Consider the following 20,836-nt stretch of genomic DNA (forward strand, 5'->3'; position numbering starts at 1 on the left):
CAACGGTTAATCGATTATTTCCTTGCTACACAGATGAAAGGTAAACCGCGTTACGACCACTTAGAAAGGCGTTATAAAAAGAAATGAGTTTTTCAATATTTTAACGAGTTCAATAACGGCAAAAATATTAAGTGTTATGTAATACCAATTCCAATAAGTTTCTTCTCACTCAGCGAGAGTTAAAAGTCTTAGAGGCAAGGCATTGGTTGTAGAGAATGGTCACTCCCTTCTCAAAATCAATAACGCAGCGTTTAAGTCTTTTAAACTCGCCCTTTGGGAGCTTTCCAGCAATTCGATAACCGCACAGAATTTCTTTCATATAGAGAGACTATATGCAAAAAAATCCTATTTGTTCTCAAACTGCTGGTAAGCTCTGAGTGGGAACAAACTTAATGGACTTGGTATAATATGCCGTACAGATAAAATGCGGGTAATAGGGGCGTGATTGTAAGTGGTTATTTCTTGAATCGTAAGCGCTAAAATCATGACTGATAAGAATCAAACTAGTAGTTTTACTCTCTCCTAATTGTAAAGCGAGGGCCTTAGCAGTATCACTATTTGCGCCTATGTTCAGTATTTGTTGAGTTATCATAACAAATCCCTGAAATACATTGAGTGTTTGGTAAGCCCAGTATTTTGGCCAGCAGTGCAGATATTTGATGACGGTAAGTAGCAGTGTTAACTAATAAAATCAATGATGAGAGATTTAATATATTGCGTGCGACTATTTTCAAAGGAGAGACTGTTTTGGCAAAGGTATAAGGTTTCATTAACCGTATGTTTTAAAAAATGTACTGCAATGTCGTCTTGCTTATGAAAAGCATTCACAGCATGTAGAGGTAGCACAGTAAAACCTAAACCGCGACTAACGGGTTCTAAAATTAAGCTGATTTGATTTGAAAATCCAGTACGTTCAAACTGATTGATATGTTCAAACTCATGATAATTTTCACTTAATAATTGTTGCGTATGATGCTCAGCATCAGGATGGCCGATAAAACCAAGAGCAATTAATGTTTGCCAGTTAATCACTTGAGTTTGCTTTGATGTAACTAATACTAAGGGCTCTACCGCTATTGGCGTGCTCATTAAGGTTGAGCTTTTTGTCTGCTCGGTAAGTAAACCTATATCCACCTTTCTATCGATTAAGTCTTGTTCTATGCTTGAATTTGGCGCAAACATATAATCAATAACTAATGTTGGATGGGATTGTTGTATGTCCAATAGCTGGGGATATAACTTTAAACCGACACTGCCAGGCGTGGTTATTTTAACTGTGCCTATTAAGGGATCATCATGTTTAATCGATGCTTCTATTTCTTCTGAGCTTCTTAATAAGATTTGACCTTGCTGGTAAAGCTTATCACCGGCATCGGTAAGTGAAAAAGATTTCCCTTCGCGTACAAGTAGGAAGGTATCTAGGTGCTGCTCCAGTTTCTTTATATGTTGGCTGACTCCTGATTGAGTCATAAATAACTTTTCAGCAGTTTGTGTAAAGTGGCCAATATCAACGAGGGAGCAAAATGTTTTTAACCAAACAAGATTAATCATTACAAAACGTACTCATAATTATGATTTATGATAATTGTACGTAATTTATCGTCCGTCGTAAACTACACCTATCTGAGTAACTGAGGAAAATAAAATGAGTAAAGCATATCCTAGAACATTCTCCCACATTGGGATCTCTGTACCTTCAGTAGAAAAAGCCGTTAAATTTTATACTGAAGTGCTGGGTTGGTATTTGATTATGGAGCCTACTGAAATAGAGGAAGACGATAGCCCTATTGGTGAAATGTGTACCGACGTATTTGGCGCTAATTGGGGCAAGTTTAAAATTGCTCATATGTCTACCGGCGATCGTATTGGTGTTGAACTGTTTGAATTTAAAAACCAAGAGAACCCAGAGAATAACTTTGAGTACTGGAAAACAGGCGTGTTTCACTTCTGTGTGCAAGATCCTAATTTAGAAGAGCTAGTTGAAAAAATTGTCGAAGCTGGTGGTAAAAAACGCATGGCAGAGCCTCGTTATTACTACCCAGGTGAAAAACCTTATCGTATGATTTACATGGAAGACCCGTTTGGAAATATTTTAGAAATATATAGCCACAGTTACGAGTTAACTTACGCAGCAGGCGCTTATTAAGCGGGATTGGTATTACATAACCTGAACTCTGGATAAGCAGCACTTGCTCAACATTCCCATTTTTGTGGTTCTCATCGTTAAAACGTCGATAAATAGCCAGCTATTCATAAACTTTTTGCCTTGATAACCTCAAAAATTGACACATTGATCGGACATTTAACTACGTTGTTCCTGCTAATTTTTCTGTGTTACAACCTAATCTATTGGTTTTAAATAAACATCAAGCACTCATTATCCAGAGTTCCGGTTACATAAATAATGCAGCGTTATAGCATTCACACGATAAAAGTGTGAATGCTTACTTACCAGGTTTAATAGTCTTTCAGTCTATTCCTAATCACAGCACAGGTTATTTTATCCCAAGCTACACTATTATAACTAGCCACCATGTCATGCTCTATCTCTGCCCAAGATGATAATAGCGCTTTATCTAGCTTAAACACTTCAATATAGTCTTTCTCTACGACAATAAATTGATTTTTATAAGGCAACAGCCATTTTGACGTCGGACTGTTAACCAAGGTGTTTCTAGCTTGAGAGTAATCGGCAAACCATTCATTAATAAAACCACCACAGCCTTTGGGGTAAAAAAAGCTACCCATGTTTATCATCATCAATTGCGATTTACTACCAGATAAAAGCTGTTGAGCTTCATGCCAATCTTTAAAACCTAGCTCCATTGAAACCAGTCCTAGGCAATGTTTTAGCTGTAACGCCTCGGGTGATGATATGGCAATTTTCTTTAAAGGTATTTGCATAGCTCTGACTAAGCTTGGATCTAACTTCAATGCTTTTAATAACTTCTTTGCTTGGGTTTTAACTTCTTGTAATGCATATTCCATTTTAGACCCCTACTTCAATTCAATTGTTGTATGAAATGAAAAAGCATTCGATGAAGATAGCTCAAAGCTTGCAGTAAAAGTGTTCATTGACAATAGGTTGTATGCATCACATATAACAAAGCACAGTATTAAGAAAGTGAGCTTACTGAATGTAGAAGTGCATTTGCTGAAAGTAGTGAGTTTATTTTTTGCTGTTGATTTAGCTGTTTTGGGGTGTTCGGGGCAAACCCGATGATTTTCTTGAAAAGTCACAATTCAATTCCTCTAAGTAAATTGGCATTCCGCAAGGCCTACTTAGTTCGTATTGAACTGATTAATCATTGATATCAGAGTGAATTCATCTTGAGCGGAAAAGGCGTCTCTGCAACCTAGTGATGATTCTAGTGGACTCATTTTTTGAAGTCAACATTAGTTTTATTTAGATTTTTGTGTCACTTTTGTATTTGTTAGTTAGTCAACTATACTTGGCAAACCCAATATAAATACGGAAATTAGTCTAATGAATTGGTCACTTTTACGATTACTCTTAGCGCTTTCATCCATGGTATCGGCTCTAGTTTTTGCCAATAACACATCCATTACTAATCTTGTTTATTCAGAGAAAGGATTAGCAGGTAAACAGATCATGACAAAGGTCTCAGATACTCAATACCATGGTAGCTTGGACTTGCGTTGGAACAATCGTGTTTTCAAAGTTGATGAAAAAATAAAGCTTAATGAAAAGGGGCAAGTTTTAAGCTTTGAGTCTACCGGCCTGTCGCCATTTGGTGCTGCTATTGCAGAGTCGTTTAAATGGCAAGATGGCATTGCTAGTTGGGAAAGTAACAAAGAAGACGGCAGAGTCAAATCTACAGGTGAACGATTTTATCTACCGGTAAATAGTGCCGTTGTTGCTGAAAACTTAATGGTGCAAGCCATGTTAAAGAATATAGGGAACTCTATAGAGCTATTACCGTCAGGGACTGCAAGGTTAACAGAATTAAAAACTGTTAAGTTATCAGCAGAGAGTGGCTCAGAGCAAGTTACCTTATACGCTATCAGTGGTTTAGGTTTTACCCCTGACTTTAGCTGGTATGACAGCCAAGGAAATTTTTTTGCTAAAGATCACTCGGGTTTTATGAAAGTAATTCGTGAAGGTTTTACATTAGATGATTTTGACAAACTAAAAGTAATTCAAAACTCAGCTGAACAAGAATATCTCGAAGGTGTTTCTAGTAAATTAAGTCACTCTTATACAACCTTGTTGATTAAAAACGCCCAAGTAGTCGATGTAATTAATTCTGTGGTTCTTAAAAATACAGATGTATTATTTAAAAATGGCAAGGTGTCTCATGTTGCTAAAAATATTAATGTGCCCGAAAACACACCAACTATTGATGGTTCGGGAAAGACTTTGATACCTGGGTTGTGGGATATGCACGGTCACTTAAGTAAAGGTGATGGTTTGCTTAATATAGCTGCGGGAGTAACAAATGTTCGAGATGTTGGTAACAGCCATGACAATATAATGACGATAGAGCGGTTATTTAATACTAACCAGGTAATTGGTAATCGTGTTTTTAGAGCAGGTTTTTTTGACCAAATGAGTGAGTTTTCTGCTGGTTTGTCGGTGAAGTCATTAGCCGAAGCCCATGAGAAGATAGATTGGTTTGCTGATAATGGTTACATACAAATCAAACTCTATAGCTCTATCGATCCTACGTGGGTTGAGTCCATTGCAAAACATGCACATAGTCGAGGTTTGCGTTTAAGTGGTCATATACCTGCATTCATGACAGCAGAGCAAGCTGTTAAAGCAGGTTATGATGAAATACAGCATATTAATATGCTGTTTTTAAACTTTTTGGCTGGTACAGAAGTCGATACTCGTCAGCAACTCCGCTTCACCTTAATCGGTGAAAAAGCGGGAGACGTAGACATTAATAGTAAAGAGTTTAATGACTTTATTCAGTTACTCGCCGATAACCAGACAGTTATTGACCCTACGATATCAACATTTAGAAGTTTACTATTAAAAGAAAGAAAAAAAATTGATCCTGAGTTCCTTGCTGTTGCTGAGCATTTACCTCCTAATGTTTTACGCCAATTAAAAGGTGCTGAAATGAATGTGTCAGATGATTTAAAGGATAACTACCAAGCAGGAGCTGATGCTATGTCGGCTTTGGTTAAGAAGTTATACGACAAAGGGGTGCCTATTGTTCCTGGCACAGATAACATCGCTGGATTCACACTCCAACGTGAGCTTGAATTATACGCTGATGCTGGTATCCCTGAAATGGATGTTCTTAAAATTGCTAGTATAAACTCAGCCAGACTTGTTGGAGCAGCACATTATTTGGGATCTATCACCGAGGGTAAATCAGCTGACGTGCTTTTGATTGATGGTGACCCACTCACAGACATGTCAGTTTTAAGAAAAACTTCCTTGGTGATAAAAGATAACCATTTTTATAAACCGGAAGAATTGTACAAAATACTTGGAGTAAAGCCCTTTACGCCATCAAGCCATTTGCAGTAACGCACGCATCAGGACGAGTGTCAGACACGTTGAAATTACAGTATGTCTTACACTCACCGATCTGATATTGTTTTTAGTATTTAAACTAAGGTTAAAATTAAAAGTTTTCTGCTACTTCAAAGGTTAATAACTCTTTAGTTATGGGGTGTGTAAAGCTTAAACGTTGTGCATGTAAATGAAGTCTATCAGCACTATGGCCATATAAACTATCACCAATAATGGGGAGGTTAAGTCCATCTGGGTGAGCGCAATGCATGCGTAATTGATGAGTTCTGCCTGTAATAGGGTATAAAAATAACTTACTGGTATTATCTACTTCTTCAATAAGCTGCCAGTGCGTTTCAGCATACTTACCATGCTCATGGCACACCATTTGTTTTGGTCTATCATCAAAGTCTCCACGAAGAGGTAAACATATCTCACCAGATGTTTTTTCTAATTTACCCTCAATAGTTGCCACATAACGTTTGTTAATTTCTTTATTCATAAACTGTTGTTGCAAATGTTTATGGGCGCGTTCATTGAGTGCCAGCATTAATAACCCAGAAGTGGCCATATCTAATCTATGAACAATCAAACCACCGCTTGCTTGAGGGAATTGTGTCTTAATACGTGTATACACTGAGTCTTTAATCGACTTTCCAGGAACAGATAATAAACCTGCGGGCTTATTTACCACCACAACATGCTCGTCTTGAAAAACAATCTCTAGGTCTATACCTTCGGCTGGATTAATCAATAGAGGGTTTTTATCTACCTCCATACCTTCAAGCATGTGACCTAAAATAGGGAGGCACTTACCTTGGCAGGCAGGGTAGAAGTGTTTGTGTTTTCTTATTTCTGATTTAGGTTGTTTTCCCCACCAAAATTCAGCCATACAAAGCGGTGTTAACTTATGTTCAAAGGCATACTGTAACAATTTTGGTGCTGCGCAATCACCAGAACCCGCCGGCGGTTTTTGCAATAAGGTATCAGCAAAAATTTTAATCAAATCTTTTCTCTCACCTTTACTATTTAGCATTTGATATTGCTTAAAAAAATGCTTTTGCAGTGTTGATGAGAGCTTTTTCCTGAGGTTTTTTAACGACTCTATTTCATTAGTAAGTTGCTGCAAATTACTTGAGGTTAAGTTGATCTTTGTTTGATGTTGTAGCTTTAGTGCTTGCAGCGCTTTTTTATCCGTTACGCTGGCGCGAGATAGCGCAATGCTAATGTCTCTGTGTTCATCTTCAGGTAAAACAGTTGTACTTAGCCAAGTACGTTGGTCTTTACGTGCTTTTTTATTATCCCGCATTTGCTGTTGCAGAGATTGTATTTCTTCATCAGATTTAGCGGTTTCTGTCTCCAATAAAACCGTTAACCTATCAATCTCAGGATTAGCTGCGAGTAGGTTGATTTTTTTGTTAATACCATTGATTTCAACTTGTTGTTGTTTCTCAAATTCACTCTGGTTATATGCTTGATGTATTGTAGGAACAAAGTTAATTGAAGCGTCGTTGTCGATATTACTCTTATCGGTGTTGCTCTCATTCGCATTGCCGGAAAGTGCAGCCAAGTAGCCAAGTGAGCCTTGAGTATCTTTAACTATTAATACCCCATACATTCTTCCTTGTTGCTCAGACTCAACAGGATGGAACTTTTCCAATTTTTGTTGTAACTCTTCACTCGCCGCTAATGCTAAGGGATGTGCCTTATAACAAAATGGGTAGGTAAACTTACCGGGAAAGGAGTCGGGTAATGAGTAGTGTGAAATATCACTGACAAAAGAGGAAAGGTAAGTTGAAATCGAAGTATTAGACATAGACGTTATTGCTACAGCGGAGTAACCCTAAATGGTAACCTTGGATTTAGCATGGTTACTTTATTGACAATTGTGCGTATTCTAATCGCAATTAATACAATACGCACTTTTAAAATAACACTATTTTGCTCAGTTAATAATGAGCTAAAGTTAGTTCATTGTTTCGTTTGTAGTTTTAAAAACACTTTACTCAAAAAAACCAAGAAGAAAGCCTTATAGCCACCTTTGATTACATTCTATTTACTAATACCTACTTAGGTATAAATAATTTTATTAGACTATTTAGTTGGTTAAATTGTAAACTTTTTGTGTTTTAAAAATTCAGGTTGTAAAAAAACTGACAGTACATTTGTGCAATTATAATTTTCTGTCAGACTTTTATAAAAACTAGCTACCATTGGTAATGATTGTGGTACTAATTCCACTAGAAATTAAGGCAGCATTACTGGGTAATTCTTCATTACCGCTGAGTAAGTAAATAACCTGTTGCCCTTCTTGGGCAAGCTCTAACGCATGTTGGTAATTGAGCATAAGGGTTGAACTGACACTCTGAGGATATTTTTCTGCGTCGCGGCGAACATATTCAATCAATTCAATATTAACATCATCATCATAAAAAACAGCATCAGCAAACTGTAAAGCGCGGTGGGCTTTTAATGTTAAATTATCAGGGTTACCCTCAAGGGTTTGAATAAAAATAATTTCACCCTGGGGCGGGGCAATTTTTTCTTTCAAACTCACAATCAATAGTTGCTCAGCCTCTTGATGCTTACCATCGAGTAATGCTTGCCCTATTGAACCTCGTAAGGTGTTTTCCCAGAAGGTGCGACGATTACGTATACCTTTAATGCGTGCTTTTACATGATCACGAAACTTTAATGAAAAATCAGCCAAGCGTCCGTAACCTTGCGGTAATATTTTCTCAATCTGTTCTCGTAACATGCGAATGAGAATAGGCGCACTGCCTGAACTTGAAAGTGCAATAATCATAGGTGAACGATCAATAATCGCTGGCGTGATATAAGTACAAAGGGCAGGTTGGTCAACTACATTTGCAAGAATATTAAATTCAACTGCTTCATGATAAACCTGCTCATTAACGGTGGTATCATCTGTGGCAGCAATCACTAAGGTAATCTTAGTTAACAAACCCGCTTGATAGTTATGTTTTAACCAGTTTAATTTATTTTCGTTAATTAAACGCTCAACACCATCCGTAACGTTTTCCGCCATTATGGTAATGTTTGTTGTGGTCTTTAACAGTAATTCAATTTTACGGGCGGCAACATCACCACCGCCAACTACCATGGCATTAATTTTACTACCATCAAGAAAAACGGGAAAATATTTCATCTACAAGCCAACTTTTTTACTTACCTATCTTATTTCGCTCAGATTAACATAGCAGAAAAGATAAAACCTTAATCTGTATTACTTTGATAGAGAATTTGATACCTAATTTAGCACTTAGTTCAGTACTGAATTTTCCATTAACCTGCTGTTACGCTTAACTTTGATTTACTTACTGCTAAGCCATTTTCATCACCATATACATACCAACCGGGTATAAATTCAACATTGGCAAAATTAACGACAATGTTAGTGTCACCCACACCTAGCTTCTCTGTTTTTATCGGGTTACAGCCAATAGCTTTTACCGCAATCTCTAAAGTTCTGATAGTGCCTGCATCGCGAATACAGCCATTTATTACTACAGCCTGCCAATTGTTTTTAACCGCATTTTCAGCTATCATGTCGCCTAAAAGTGCACGATTCATACTGCCTTTACCATCAACAACCAGTACTTTACCGCTGCCATCAGTTGCTAATATCTCTTTTACTTTTGAATTGTCTTCAAAGCAAGAAACGGTGACAATCTCACCATAAAAAATAGTGTTCTTGCCGTAATCAGTAAAAGCTTGGTTAGCGAGGCTAAGTTGCTCCGGATATTGATCAAATAAGTCAGGGAGAAGATCTAGCATATTATTTTCCTTTTTATGATTAGAGCCACTTCATTCAATTATTACTCTGTACGTATTAAAACATTCTAAGATCACATTGTTCTTAATCTCAATAGTCAGCTATGGCTGAATCGTTGGCCTTGCTTTGATCTGTTTTTCTACGTACAAAAAATGTCAAACTTAATGAAAGTGGTATTATTTATGCCTACTCTAGCAGTAATGGATGGTAAACTAGCATCAAGCTTATTTATTGCTACTATTTGTCAACTACATCGGCTCTTTGCACTAACGACAGAGACAGCGACAACCAGTAGCAGCAAACACCAAATACCAGTAGAGAAAATCAAATGCCTTGGATACAACTAAGATTAAGCGCCAACGAAGATAACGCTGAAAAATATAGTGATTGGCTTTCAGCCTGTGGTTCACAAGCCGTTACCTTTATCGATGCTAAAGACACCCCAATATATGAACCATTACCCGGTGATGAAGTTATCTACTGGTCGAATACCGTCGTCATGGGCCTATTTGAAGCTAGCCATGATATGGACAAAGTCATTAGTTACTTGCAAAGTATTCATCCAGATAAAGAGCAAATGCGCTATAAACTAGAGCAATTAGAAGACAAAGACTGGGAACGTGAATGGATGGACAACTTCCACCCAATGAAATTTGGTGAACGCTTATGGGTTTGTCCTAGCTGGCGCGATGTTCCAGACCCTGAAGCGGTTAATGTAATGTTAGATCCAGGCCTTGCGTTTGGTACCGGAACTCACCCAACCACAGCATTATGTTTAACGTGGTTAGACGGCTTAGACCTACAAGATAAAACCGTAGTCGATTTTGGTTGTGGTTCAGGAATTTTATCACTAGCAGCGCTTAAGTTAGGCGCCAAGAAAGTTATTGGTATTGATATCGACCCACAAGCCTTACAAGCAAGTCTTGCTAATGCTGAGCGTAACAATGTTTCCGATAGACTTGAATTATACTTGCCTAAAGATCAGCCTGAATTCAAAGCTGACGTAGTAGTAGCAAATATTCTAGCTGGGCCATTACGTGAGTTAGCACCAGTTATTATCGAATATGTTGGTGATAAAGGGCTGTTAGCTTTGTCTGGTGTATTAGAAGAACAGGCACAAACACTACAAACAATTTACGGGCAATGGTGTGATATGGAGCCAGTGAGCGTACAAGAAGAATGGGTTCGCCTAAACGGACAACGCAAGTAGTTATAGATGGGAATCATTTTGTCATCACAGTAATGCAATATCATTTCTGTGATGTAATCTCTGAAGCGCTATAGATTCCGGCTTAATAGGTGGTGGAAATAGCGATGAACAGTATAGTGCCACTGCCAATATGCCTCAGCAAAGAGTAGGTGTTAATTCTCTTAGTAGTTAAGGAGCAACACTCCATGAGTTACCTAACGACTTTCCTGTTTCATCCTCTTGAGGTTCAAAAACAGTAACCCGATTTCGACCTGCATGTTTCGATTCATAAGCAGCAAAGTCAGCATCAATTAATAACTTCTCTAAATTATAGCCAGAACGTGCTACATCAGTTACGCCAAAACTGGCAGTAATACTAAAGTCATTACCTGACTCTTCAGTAATCGTATTTTCAATAGCGGCACGACAAGATTCAGCCCGCAGAACTGCTACTTCAATATTACAACTTGGTAATAAAATACAAAATTCTTCACCACCTAAACGGGAAAATATATCATTTTTACGGCCAATGGTTTCACATACTCTAATGGTTTCTTTTAATGCCCAGTCACCACAGATATGACCAAAGTTATCGTTAATTTTTTTGAAGTTATCTAAGTCAAACATAATCAGACTTAAATCTTGTTCAGCGCTTTGACAATACTTCAGGGTACTTACGGCAATTTGAGTAAAGTGTCTGCGGTTATATATACCGGTTAACTCATCATATTCAGATAATGCTTTTACGCGTTTATGAGATCTCCATAAGCGGGCACCCCAAATAATTAACATAATAATGATCAAAGTCATCACAGTTATAATCAGCTGGATATTAGCTACTTTAATATTTGATAACGCTTGCTCTGCAGCTAAAAAAGTATTTTGTTCATTCAATAATATTATTTGGTTTTCATGTTCAAACGTTTTTAATTCAGCCAATTGAAACGCAACATGCTTAGATTTTTCGTCCTCCAAATGCGCCACTTCTAACGCGTTATATTTCTCATGGTAACTCAGCGCTAGAGCGATATTTTTTTGTGATTTATTTATTTGGTAAAGTAATTTATAGCTATCAGCACTCTGCTTAATAATTGTATTGTTTTTATTAGCCCTGAGTGCCGCTAAAGCATATTTTTCAGCGCTCTTAATATTACCTATTAGATAATTGCTCTTGGCTAGAGTGTTATTCATACCCGCAATCAACATGGGAAATAGCGTTGTGTTGATTTCATCGTAATAAGGCAATATTTCAGCAAGTGCCTTCTCTGGTTGCTGCGCTTTTAAATATAACTTTGCTCGATACACACGAATTATATTGGTACTTATCTTGTTTCCAGCTTGCTGACAAATGTCTAAACCGTTATCAATACTTTTATCGCCAGGTTTTATTAGTTGTAAGTTGAGTTTTGCTTCAAGTGAGAATTGTTCGAGAAAACAGTTATGTTCTTGAGGGAGATTATCTCGCTTTACCTGCGCTATGTTTTTAAGCACTAAATCAAACTGTTGAAGTTGATTATAAAAAATAACAGCGGTTAGAATACTTAGTTGATAATGCTCTTTATCAGTAATAGATGGCAGCATTTCTTTGTTTACGGCAATATGTCTTAAACCGTCAGACCAGTCTTTTTTGGCCGCAGCAACATTAATCAAGGTATAGTTTGCTCTAAACTTCATAAGTTTATCGGCACTAGAATTTAGAACCTCAGACAAGAGTTTATCGGCTTGCTCATAATCTCCATGGTAAATGGCCAAGTAACCTTGAAGAAACTGATAATAAGAGTGTTGATCACGAGTAAATGATTTTTCTAATGGTGCCAACTCAGCTAAGATTTTTTTATATAGTACTGGGTTTTCGCGTCTATTTCTGTCGGCTATAAGTAATTTTTCAGAGATATACTCTGAACTAAACTTTAATTTCAGTACATCTGTTTGATCATTCTCATATTGAAAGGATTCAGCAATTGCTTGGGGGGAGGTTGTAATTAGTCCTACGGAAATACTAATAAAAACACACAAAAATAATGACTGCACCTTAAGGTGAAGACTGTTTTTTAATTCCTTTAAAACGCAGTTATTATTCATTTGTTTTTAATTTAAATTAAGTCGATTAAAAGTTAACTACGGTGTTATTAATTACAGTGCTTACTTCTTCACTTTTATCGTCAGGAAGTAATATTGGGTAGCATCTAATTTCAGGTAAGTTATAAGTCGCTGCTTTTAAAGCATCCATGTCTTTAGTTTGTATAGCGAATTCTTGAGCCTGAGTGAGGCTAGCATTGCTTAGCATCTCAGCGAGTGACTTTGTGTTGCTCATCTCGGCATTACTCGCCATTTGCATTAATACTTCAATTACTTTACTCATAGTACTTACTCCATTTTTAATGATAAATTTATTTACCGTAACTCTATTTATTACTTATAACACCAAGGTTAAAGCAGGACGGTTTTTATTACGCTCTTCTTGCTTGTCAATTTTTGCGAGCTTAGCTAACAATTCTTCATTGGCTTGCATTGCACTACATGGCGGGATCACCAAAGTGGTTTGCATCAGCAAATCAGCATCAACAAGTTCAGTTAACAGTATTTTGTCTTCACGCATCGGCTCAATGGCAATGCCTTTTGCTTGATATAATATAACTTCGTGATCACGGGGATAATGTTCCAGCAGTAAATCAACTAATACTTGGCGATAAGCTTTTCCTGTAGAGAACTTTCCTAAAGATTTATCACCAGCAAGCGCGACTTGCCATAATATTAAATGGGCAGAAGTATCAATATTACGCTTATAAAACATAAACTGGCTAGTTTCATAATGCATGCAGCCAGTTTTTCCAGGATCTATACCTAAATCTGCATAGAGACAATCTTCTGCAGATATGCCGGGCTCCATCGAAGCGGGGAAGTCGTCTAATTTGGCTTTTTTAATTGCTCGGTGAGCAACACAGGCAAATACACCAGGGTGGCCGTAAAAAGCAGCAACCACTTTTTTACCATTACGCACTTCGTTTAAAATAGCGTCAACCATTTCGTTATAGGTAATGTTGCGATTTTTACCTTCTTGGTAGAAACCCTGCAAACAGCGAACATCAGTATTCATTCCTTCAAGCCATTTTTGGGCAAAACCATTGGCCATCAGTGAAAATACAATATCAGCTTGTTCGATATGACTCTGAGAAATAGGGCTAATGTGAGCGCCTAACGTCATGCCAGTACCAACACACACTAAACTGCCTGACATGATAAATTCCTTTTTATTTTTTATTGATAATTTAACGATAACTACTGTGCGTTGCTTACTAAAAAGGCAAGAGGTAAAGTTGTTATTATTTTGTAACCAAATTAGCAGAAGCAAGCACAAGGGGCAACGAGTATATTAGTTTATAATCGTATTTATAGAGTTAATCGCTAATCATTAACAGTAGGTTCTTTTATCTCGATTTCTTCGGGGAAAAGTTGAGTAATTATCACACCACTCCACTGGTGTTGCTCAAAATATTGGTAACCATTGTCGGTAGTGTTATCTTGCAAGCAGGGTTCGAATATATAACCAATTTTTTTCAATATACGTTGGGTAGCTCTATTTTTGTTAGCATAAAATGCATTAATTCTACCAATATTGAGCTGTTTAAATCCGTATTCCATGATGGCAGATACTGCTTCTTCAGGTAATAATTTCCCATTAGCTCTAGTGGCTAACATAATACCAATTTCTACTTGCTCAATAGGGGAGGAGCTTGGTTTGGTCGTTTGTCTCGTGGCTAACCAAGATAATGCTTGAGTACCAATAATGTCATTTGCTGCTTTATCGACAATTGCCCAAGTACGTACGGTATCTTGTTCTAGGTTATTGGCTTTTAATGCACGATGAAATGCCGCACTGGCTTGTTCTTGGGTTAGCGGCTCGCCAACAATGCGCATCATTTTTTTGTCAGTGTATTGATAACAATAAAAGTGTTCATCTTCCGAGATTAACGGCCTGATTAATAACCGTTCAGTAGTAAAGGCGTGCATAAAAACTCTTCAATTGAATATATACCCGTTACCATTGAATATGCATTTTCCAGAGTGCTTGATATGTTTCAACTCAAGGCGTTGTGATGAAATAATGGTAATGGGTATACATGTTATGGGGAATACATTAGAAAAAAAGGTTAGTTATAGTTCCATGAGTCATCTAATTTATTTGCTTTAGCTGTGTAAGGTACTTCGAACAGAGTGACTCTGTTACGGCCTGCATTTTTTGATGCGTAAGCGGCCATATCCGCATCCGCTAATAGCTTGTCTAAAGTAAATCCAGAACGTTTGATATCAGTTACGCCAAAGCTAGCAGTGATTGAAAAATCATTCCCAGATTCTTCGGTAATTATTTCTTCAATTGCCGCACGACAAGCTTCGGCGCGCAGCATTGCCACATCAATAGTACAACATGTTAATACCAAACAAAATTCTTCACCACCTAAGCGGGCAAAAATATCATTTTTACGGCCAATACGTTGACAAACTTTTATGGTCTCTTTTAATGCCCAGTCACCGCAGGCATGACCAAAAGAGTCGTTAACTTTTTTGAAGTGATCTAAATCGAACATAATCACAGACAAGTCTTGTTGAGCATTTTTACAATATTTTAAGGCGCTATTGGTCACATGGGTAAAATGACCTCGATTATAAATTCCGGTTAACGGATCATATTCGGCCAATTCTCTTACACGTTTATGTGCTTTTAACAAACGAGCTCCCCATAATACTAATAAAGCGAGCGTCACCATTAAGATAGAAATCATTAACTGAATATTGACAACTTTGGCCTTACTTAATGCTTGGTCACTGAGTAATAAAGAATTTTTTTCATTGAGTAATTTAATCTTGCTTTCTTGTTCAATATTCTGGTGCTCTGCCAGTTGGAATGCGAAGTGCTTGGCTTTTTCGCCCTTTAGGTGCTCTTTACCTAATTCGCTATAAACTTCAAAATAACTTAGTGCGAGCTCTAAATTATTTTGATGTTTATATATTTTATAAAGCAGGTGGTTAGCTAATATTTTTGCTTTTCGGGAGCTTAATTGATTTTTACTTTCTAGTGTTTTTAGGGCAAAGTATTGTGCTTTAGCTAATTCGTTGGTTTGCCAATATGCATTTGCTAATAAAGAGTAATATTCAGCTGTTATCCTAGAGAAATTGATATTAACGGTTGACTGTAGAGTTGCATTTAACAATTCGATCGCTTTTATAAATTGCTCGTTGTAAATATATGTTCTAACAATATGAGAATTAATAAAACTCACCATAAGAATTTCATTATTTTTACGACAAACTTCAATAGCTTGTTCAATGATGGGGTCGTTAGTCGATAATTGATGTGACTTTGATAAAGCTTCAACGATAAAGCCTTTTGCAAGACATTGATTTCTATTTTGGCCCGCTCTAGCCTCTATCTTCTTTGCATAAGAAAGAGCTAGTTGATATTGCCCAAGTTGATTATAAAACATGCTAGCCGCCACTAGGGCCAATTGATGAAAGTCTTCATTTTTTACTGAGGGTAGGTCTTTTAGGAGGCTTGATAAATTGGTTAACCCTTCCGTCCAATTCTGCCTATTAGCAAATATATTCATTAGACTGATTTTGGCTCTGAACTTTAACGTTTCATTAGCATCTGAAATGATAATTTCTTTGGCTAAATAGATAGCTTCATCAAGCTTTCCTTGAAACATTAATGAATAGGTATTGAGGTACTTAAGGTGTTGATATTGGGCGGTTGATAACTTGCTTTTTTCTTGGTTTAGTCCTTTAATTATGACAGAAAATTCTTGCGGCTTACTACTTCTAATACTATCTGCTAGAGACAACTTTGCATCAAAATCAGCACTTGCATTAGCCGTTGTAAAAAAGCTGATAATGATGAAAAACGTTAAAATGTTCTTATTCACTTATGTAAGCTTAGAAGCCAATAGCTAAATTATTACTTTCATCTGCTGATTCTTGCTCATCGTTAGTTTCATCATCATCTTCAGCAGGAATTATGAAACATTTTATATCTGGGCAGATATCTAATTCTTGCTTGAGTGAAGCGATATCATTATTGATGATGCTTTCAATTTGATTTGTATTTATCTTTAAAGATGTTAGTAATAGTGTAATTGCTAGCTCATTATCTAGACTAGAATCCTGACCCATTTTCTCTAACGCTTTAATCACTTTGCTCATAGCTATGCTCACTGTTTGTTGTTGTTGTTGTTGTTGTTGTTGTTGAAATCAATTAATAATTAGCTACTGCTTTGTTATCTATATTGTTAGTTCATCATCTACTCTAGCTAATGTACTTTAATTTCTTGATGATTAAATCACATTTTAATGTGATTTTAAATTATGTTGTAAAAATAAGCTTAGTATAGAGCGATTTTTTGCCCGCATTTCTTGTATATATAGCAATGCTTGTCACAACACAACACAGACTACCTGACATTGATATTTCCTTTATCATTTTGGAGTGAGTGATTATCTTTATGTAGATAAAGTCTTCGCTTTCCCCTCTAAGTAATAAATTGATTATTAAAGCAATGGAATTTACTTTATTTTTCTGATATTTGGGTATTGGTCTTTTTAGCGATTACTTAGATATTATATTTTTACGTAATTGAGGGCTATTAAAGTATTGGTAGCTATTCTGAGAGTTGCAGTTTTGTGCACTAAGGTCATAAATAAAATGTAGACTATTGAAAAGTCTTTCTGAAGCTAAGTTTTTCTTAGCATAAAAAGCATTGATCCTATCAAGGGAATGGTAGACAAAGCCATATGCCATTAAAGCCTTTATCGCTTCTTTGCCGAAACCTTGACCTTGTGCTTTGGTCGTTAACATAATACCAATTTCTGCTTGTACAAGCTTTTGACTACAGGGTTTTAGTATTTGAGTAGTATTTTGCCAAGATAATGCTTGAATACCAATTATATTATTTGTAGATTTCTTAACTATTGCTAGGGTAACAACTGATTTTTTAGGGCTGGACAATGCTTTTAATGCCCGCTTGAACCATTGACGGGCCTGCTTTTTTGTTATGGTTTTACCAATGTTTTCCATTACTTTTGAGTCAGCATATAGCTGGCAGTAAAATACTTCATCTTCTGCTCTTAACGGTCTTATCATTAATCGTTCAGTGGTAAAACTATACATTTATTTCTCTTATTCGTTTTATATCTATATTTAATATTGTAGTTATGTCATTCATGTAGTTACTTAATAGAACGTGTCATTGATATAGTTATTAGATAATGCAGGAGTAATTATCTAATAATTATGCAGTTTTAAACTAGCCTTAATACCTTTTTTACTCTTTTTGTTGTGCAAACTTCACTACGCCGGTTTTATCTTTAGATCGGTCAAACACCACGTAATAGTTATTTAACAGTGGTAAGCCAATAATGCTTTGATTTGGCCATTGCGGTAATTGGCTTAGTAAACGAAAACACGCTTTGTCATAATTAGGCGTATTAATTTGCCAATAAGTTTCTGGCGTACAAGCAAGTTGTACAATTTTTTCTTCGGTATTAGCGGTTGCTGGCTCGCTGACAAAATTGAAATATACTGTTGGCCATTGCTCTAGTTTCAGCTCATTTATATCTATACCGACAAGTTGTGCGCTCATTTCTTTAAAAGGCGCTAAACATTGGGCAAAGTTAGCGTTATAAGCAATAAGGTCATTAATCACTTGTTGGTATATTTCAGCCGTAAGTACGATACCACCGGCACCGGTATCAATAATGGCATTAGTGAAATAACTTTTTAGATGTTTCTGGTTAAGCGGCTCAGCTATTACTGGCTGGCTTGTTCCAACCTGAACGGATTTAAGGTCCACATTGTAATAAACATCATGCTCAACCTTGATACTTTGAAATTCACCTTGGTATAAGTCGGTTTGTTCTTCACCTCCCCCTAATATTAATAAACCTTTGTTCAAGGGATCTTTGGCTAACTCGTCTGAGGGTATTTTGTTAATCTTATTTGAGTGGCTCTTATTAACATGTATTGCAGAACGTTTACTGTAGAAAGCAAATTTATTAGCACTCAGCTGCTGTTCTTCCAATAAGGTGAAGTAGGGCGTTACATCATGTTCTGGGTATTTCCACATCAGTTTTTTAAAACTAACCAAGTCTTCACTTACTTCATGACTAAAAGGCCACGGGTAACTCAGCGCAGGGGTAATCTTATGTTCAGTAAAATAATCGCTAAAATCAAAACTTTTATTTAGGTGATGGTAAGCCAAACCTAAAATCCCATCGGCATCGCCGAATGTTTTACTTTGTTTGTCAGAATGCACCAGTGCAACGGGCGCATTACTTAAATTCATGCTTGGGCTTTTCGCAATGCTTTGCGGATGATCAGATTTATGACAATGCTCATGAATATTAATACTGGTGAATATAACCGGGCCATTCCAACCGCCAACACCGTAATTAACTTCTTGAACTGCGGTACTCGGTGTTAATTTTTTATCCAGGTTAGCTTGGTAAGTCGTACTTTTTACTACAAGCGTACTACTACCCGTATCGAGCAGCAGGTTAACGGGGGATTTTTCACTACCAAGGTGCAAAGTTACGCTGTAATCACCTTGTCCAAATACATTAGTAATGGGAATTCTTAAAAGTGTTGTCATTATATTTATAATTATTATTAGTTTAGGTAAGAGTCAGTAATTTTACTTTGCCACAGTTGCAGGCGTTGTTCGAGCTAAGTTTTCGACATATTTGGCTTTATCTTTTTTATCAACTTTGTCAACAAAATTATTCGAAAATCGTACGATTAACGCTCACTTTAATGTTTTAATAAATGTCAATATCAAAAAGGTGAAAAAAATCAAATATTGTTCAAATTCTATGCTTTTCAATTGAAATAAAAACGAGTAAACTTAGCGCCCTTTTGAAAGGTAGCTCAAAAAAACAGCAGTATGAAAATAGGTACTTATCAACTTAATTCGCAGGTAATGCTTGCCCCTATGGCAGGGATCACCGATCAACCTTTTAGACAATTATGTTGTCAATTGGGCGCGGGTTTAGCAGTGTCCGAAATGCTTTCGTCAAATCCGAAAGTATGGAACACCGAAAAGTCTAAATTGAGAATGCTGCATGGTGATGCTGCGGGTATCCGCAGTGTACAAATTGCCGGAAGTTGTCCTGATGAGTTAGCGTTTGCTGCCAAAGTAAATGCTGATAACGGCGCACAGATTATTGATATCAATATGGGCTGCCCGGCAAAAAAGGTAAATAAGAAATTAGCGGGTTCTGCTTTGTTAAGAGAACCAGCACAGGTTGAGCGTATTGTTCAGTCAGTGGTGAACGCGGTAGATATACCGGTCACGCTAAAAATTCGCACAGGATGGTGTGAAGATACCCGTAATGGTATTGAAATAGCAAAAATTGCTGAAAACAGTGGTATAGCATCACTCGCAGTGCATGGCCGTACACGTAATGACTTTTATAAAGGCAATGCGGAATACGACACTATTAAAGCAATTAAATTGGCTATTTCAATTCCGGTAGTGGCAAATGGTGATATTACGTCACCTGAAAAAGCACTACAGGTTTTAGACCATACGGGCGCGGATGCCATAATGGTTGGTCGTGGTGCACAGGGTCGTCCGTGGATTTTTCGAGAAATTAATTATTTCTTGGCCACGGGTAATAAGATGTCTGCACCCGAATTGAGCGAAGTTCGTTCAATTGTATTGGCACACGTTATGGAGTTACATCAGTTTTACGGCGATTTCAAAGGTGTGATGATCGCCAGAAAACATGTTTCTTGGTATGTACAAAACCTAGTTGAGACCCTAGACGGTTTTAGCACAGCGTTTACTATTGACCAAGGCAAAGCGTTTAGGGCTATTTTTAATAGTTTAACGTCTACCGATGAACAATTGGTGACGTTAGACAAATTTTTTGATGACTTTACTACTGGCTCTTATTAGGGCGAGTTCAAGTTGTTGTAGTTTTATTTTATTTTTATTAACAAAAGAAAGAGTTATATCATATGTTCGAACAAAATGTTTCTTCTCCATTTATCACTGGCGATATTCAAACACAAACAAAAACTTCTCCATTACGTAGCCAAGCTAAAATCGCAATCAGCAACTACTTATCACAATTGAATGGTAACGATGTTGATGATATGTATGACCTTGTATTGAGCGAAATTGAAGCGCCAATGTTAGAAGAAGTTATGATGTACACTCGCGGTAACCAAACACGCGCTGCCAACTTACTAGGCATCAACCGCGGTACGTTACGCAAGAAACTTAAAAAATACGGTATGAACTAATATCGAATTTTAATGAAAAGCACCCTCGGGTGCTTTTTATGTTTTAAAACATTGAAAATC

19 protein-coding genes are annotated in these 20,836 nt (G+C 36.9%); 6 read left to right on the forward strand and 13 right to left on the reverse strand.

What is annotated here, in order from left to right:
- Positions 1-678: 678 nt before the first annotated feature.
- Positions 679-1,551, reverse strand: coding sequence for a LysR family transcriptional regulator (locus tag CPS_RS02375; RefSeq protein ID WP_011041392.1), 873 nt, complete (start codon positions 1,549-1,551; stop codon positions 679-681).
- Between the two features lie 94 nt (positions 1,552-1,645).
- Here CPS_RS02375 and CPS_RS02380 point away from each other — a divergent pair, with 94 nt between their 5' ends.
- Positions 1,646-2,146, forward strand: coding sequence for a lactoylglutathione lyase family protein (locus tag CPS_RS02380; RefSeq protein ID WP_011041393.1), 501 nt, complete (start codon positions 1,646-1,648; stop codon positions 2,144-2,146).
- A 311-nt stretch (positions 2,147-2,457) separates the two neighbouring features.
- Here the strand turns inward: CPS_RS02380 and CPS_RS02385 are convergent, their stop codons facing one another.
- Complete coding sequence (locus CPS_RS02385; protein ID WP_011041394.1) at positions 2,458-2,988, reverse strand: hypothetical protein; 531 nt, start codon at positions 2,986-2,988, stop codon at positions 2,458-2,460.
- Between the two features lie 499 nt (positions 2,989-3,487).
- Between CPS_RS02385 and CPS_RS02390 the strand changes: the two genes are divergently transcribed.
- Positions 3,488-5,506 (forward strand): amidohydrolase family protein, encoded by a 2,019-nt coding sequence (locus CPS_RS02390; protein WP_011041396.1) that lies wholly within the window; start codon positions 3,488-3,490, stop codon positions 5,504-5,506.
- A 97-nt stretch (positions 5,507-5,603) separates the two neighbouring features.
- Here the strand turns inward: CPS_RS02390 and CPS_RS02395 are convergent, their stop codons facing one another.
- From CPS_RS02395 to CPS_RS02405, 3 genes are all read right to left on the reverse strand, one after another.
- Positions 5,604-7,307, reverse strand: coding sequence for an RluA family pseudouridine synthase (locus CPS_RS02395; RefSeq protein ID WP_011041397.1), 1,704 nt, complete (start codon positions 7,305-7,307; stop codon positions 5,604-5,606).
- Between the two features lie 387 nt (positions 7,308-7,694).
- A complete protein-coding gene (locus tag CPS_RS02400) occupies positions 7,695-8,660 on the reverse strand; it encodes an NAD(P)-dependent oxidoreductase (protein WP_011041398.1) in 966 nt (321 codons plus the stop codon).
- Positions 8,661-8,797: 137 nt separating this feature from the next.
- Positions 8,798-9,289 carry a putative 4-hydroxy-4-methyl-2-oxoglutarate aldolase gene (locus CPS_RS02405; protein ID WP_011041399.1) on the reverse strand — a complete coding sequence of 164 codons (492 nt, stop codon included), beginning with the start codon at positions 9,287-9,289 and terminating at the stop codon, positions 8,798-8,800.
- A 180-nt stretch (positions 9,290-9,469) separates the two neighbouring features.
- Between CPS_RS02405 and CPS_RS23835 the strand changes: the two genes are divergently transcribed.
- Positions 9,470-9,634 (forward strand): hypothetical protein, encoded by a 165-nt coding sequence (locus tag CPS_RS23835; RefSeq protein ID WP_187148287.1) that lies wholly within the window; start codon positions 9,470-9,472, stop codon positions 9,632-9,634.
- Entirely contained in the window at positions 9,616-10,497 is an 882-nt protein-coding gene (gene prmA / locus CPS_RS02410; protein ID WP_011041401.1) for a 50S ribosomal protein L11 methyltransferase, read from the forward strand. The genes CPS_RS23835 and prmA overlap by 19 nt, the downstream gene beginning before the upstream one ends.
- Before the next feature lie 168 nt (positions 10,498-10,665).
- Here prmA and CPS_RS02415 read toward each other — a convergent pair whose 3' ends face one another.
- The 8 genes from CPS_RS02415 to CPS_RS02450 all read right to left on the reverse strand — a co-directional run bounded on the left by CPS_RS02415 (position 10,666) and on the right by CPS_RS02450 (position 19,118).
- Positions 10,666-12,492: a GGDEF domain-containing protein gene (locus tag CPS_RS02415; RefSeq protein WP_187148288.1), complete on the reverse strand. Its 1,827-nt coding sequence runs from the start codon at positions 12,490-12,492 to the stop codon at positions 10,666-10,668.
- A 91-nt stretch (positions 12,493-12,583) separates the two neighbouring features.
- A complete protein-coding gene (locus CPS_RS02420) occupies positions 12,584-12,838 on the reverse strand; it encodes a hypothetical protein (RefSeq protein WP_011041403.1) in 255 nt (84 codons plus the stop codon).
- Positions 12,839-12,892: 54 nt separating this feature from the next.
- Positions 12,893-13,714, reverse strand: coding sequence for an SAM-dependent methyltransferase (locus tag CPS_RS02425; RefSeq protein WP_011041404.1), 822 nt, complete (start codon positions 13,712-13,714; stop codon positions 12,893-12,895).
- Between the two features lie 167 nt (positions 13,715-13,881).
- Positions 13,882-14,487, reverse strand: coding sequence for a GNAT family N-acetyltransferase (locus CPS_RS02430; RefSeq protein WP_011041405.1), 606 nt, complete (start codon positions 14,485-14,487; stop codon positions 13,882-13,884).
- A 140-nt stretch (positions 14,488-14,627) separates the two neighbouring features.
- A complete protein-coding gene (locus CPS_RS02435) occupies positions 14,628-16,397 on the reverse strand; it encodes a tetratricopeptide repeat-containing diguanylate cyclase (RefSeq protein ID WP_011041407.1) in 1,770 nt (589 codons plus the stop codon).
- 10 nt (positions 16,398-16,407) lie between these two features.
- The gene (locus CPS_RS02440) at positions 16,408-16,674 is read right to left on the reverse strand and encodes a hypothetical protein (RefSeq protein ID WP_011041408.1); all 267 of its coding nucleotides are present in this window, start codon (positions 16,672-16,674) and stop codon (positions 16,408-16,410) included.
- A gap of 403 nt (positions 16,675-17,077) precedes the next feature.
- Complete coding sequence (locus CPS_RS02445; protein ID WP_011041409.1) at positions 17,078-17,638, reverse strand: GNAT family N-acetyltransferase; 561 nt, start codon at positions 17,636-17,638, stop codon at positions 17,078-17,080.
- 154 nt (positions 17,639-17,792) lie between these two features.
- On the reverse strand, positions 17,793-19,118 hold the full coding sequence (locus CPS_RS02450; RefSeq protein ID WP_011041410.1) for a pepsin-like aspartic protease: 1,326 nt from the start codon (positions 19,116-19,118) through the stop codon (positions 17,793-17,795).
- Between the two features lie 291 nt (positions 19,119-19,409).
- Here CPS_RS02450 and dusB point away from each other — a divergent pair, with 291 nt between their 5' ends.
- Positions 19,410-20,426: a tRNA dihydrouridine synthase DusB gene (gene dusB / locus CPS_RS02455; protein WP_011041411.1), complete on the forward strand. Its 1,017-nt coding sequence runs from the start codon at positions 19,410-19,412 to the stop codon at positions 20,424-20,426.
- A gap of 62 nt (positions 20,427-20,488) precedes the next feature.
- The gene (gene fis, locus CPS_RS02460; protein WP_011041412.1) at positions 20,489-20,776 is read left to right on the forward strand and encodes a DNA-binding transcriptional regulator Fis; all 288 of its coding nucleotides are present in this window, start codon (positions 20,489-20,491) and stop codon (positions 20,774-20,776) included.
- Positions 20,777-20,836 lie beyond the last annotated feature (60 nt).

Source organism: Colwellia psychrerythraea 34H (assembly GCF_000012325.1).
In the GTDB taxonomy this organism is placed as follows: Bacteria; Pseudomonadota; Gammaproteobacteria; order Enterobacterales; family Alteromonadaceae; genus Colwellia; species Colwellia psychrerythraea_A.

Bases quoted from the DNA above. Each gene is read 5' to 3' on its own strand.
- CPS_RS02375 (WP_011041392.1), bottom strand. From the start codon at position 1,551: ATGATTAATCTTGTTTGGTTAAAAACATTTTGCTCCCTCGTTGATATT.
- CPS_RS02380 (WP_011041393.1), top strand. From the start codon at position 1,646: ATGAGTAAAGCATATCCTAGAACATTCTCCCACATTGGGATCTCTGTA.
- CPS_RS02385 (WP_011041394.1), bottom strand. From the start codon at position 2,988: ATGGAATATGCATTACAAGAAGTTAAAACCCAAGCAAAGAAGTTATTA.
- CPS_RS02390 (WP_011041396.1), top strand. From the start codon at position 3,488: ATGAATTGGTCACTTTTACGATTACTCTTAGCGCTTTCATCCATGGTA.
- CPS_RS02395 (WP_011041397.1), bottom strand. From the start codon at position 7,307: ATGTCTAATACTTCGATTTCAACTTACCTTTCCTCTTTTGTCAGTGAT.
- CPS_RS02400 (WP_011041398.1), bottom strand. From the start codon at position 8,660: ATGAAATATTTTCCCGTTTTTCTTGATGGTAGTAAAATTAATGCCATG.
- CPS_RS02405 (WP_011041399.1), bottom strand. From the start codon at position 9,289: ATGCTAGATCTTCTCCCTGACTTATTTGATCAATATCCGGAGCAACTT.
- CPS_RS23835 (WP_187148287.1), top strand. From the start codon at position 9,470: ATGCCTACTCTAGCAGTAATGGATGGTAAACTAGCATCAAGCTTATTT.
- prmA (WP_011041401.1), top strand. From the start codon at position 9,616: ATGCCTTGGATACAACTAAGATTAAGCGCCAACGAAGATAACGCTGAA.
- CPS_RS02420 (WP_011041403.1), bottom strand. From the start codon at position 12,838: ATGAGTAAAGTAATTGAAGTATTAATGCAAATGGCGAGTAATGCCGAG.
- CPS_RS02425 (WP_011041404.1), bottom strand. From the start codon at position 13,714: ATGTCAGGCAGTTTAGTGTGTGTTGGTACTGGCATGACGTTAGGCGCT.
- CPS_RS02430 (WP_011041405.1), bottom strand. From the start codon at position 14,487: ATGCACGCCTTTACTACTGAACGGTTATTAATCAGGCCGTTAATCTCG.
- CPS_RS02440 (WP_011041408.1), bottom strand. From the start codon at position 16,674: ATGAGCAAAGTGATTAAAGCGTTAGAGAAAATGGGTCAGGATTCTAGT.
- CPS_RS02445 (WP_011041409.1), bottom strand. From the start codon at position 17,638: ATGTATAGTTTTACCACTGAACGATTAATGATAAGACCGTTAAGAGCA.
- CPS_RS02450 (WP_011041410.1), bottom strand. From the start codon at position 19,118: ATGACAACACTTTTAAGAATTCCCATTACTAATGTATTTGGACAAGGT.
- dusB (WP_011041411.1), top strand. From the start codon at position 19,410: ATGAAAATAGGTACTTATCAACTTAATTCGCAGGTAATGCTTGCCCCT.
- fis (WP_011041412.1), top strand. From the start codon at position 20,489: ATGTTCGAACAAAATGTTTCTTCTCCATTTATCACTGGCGATATTCAA.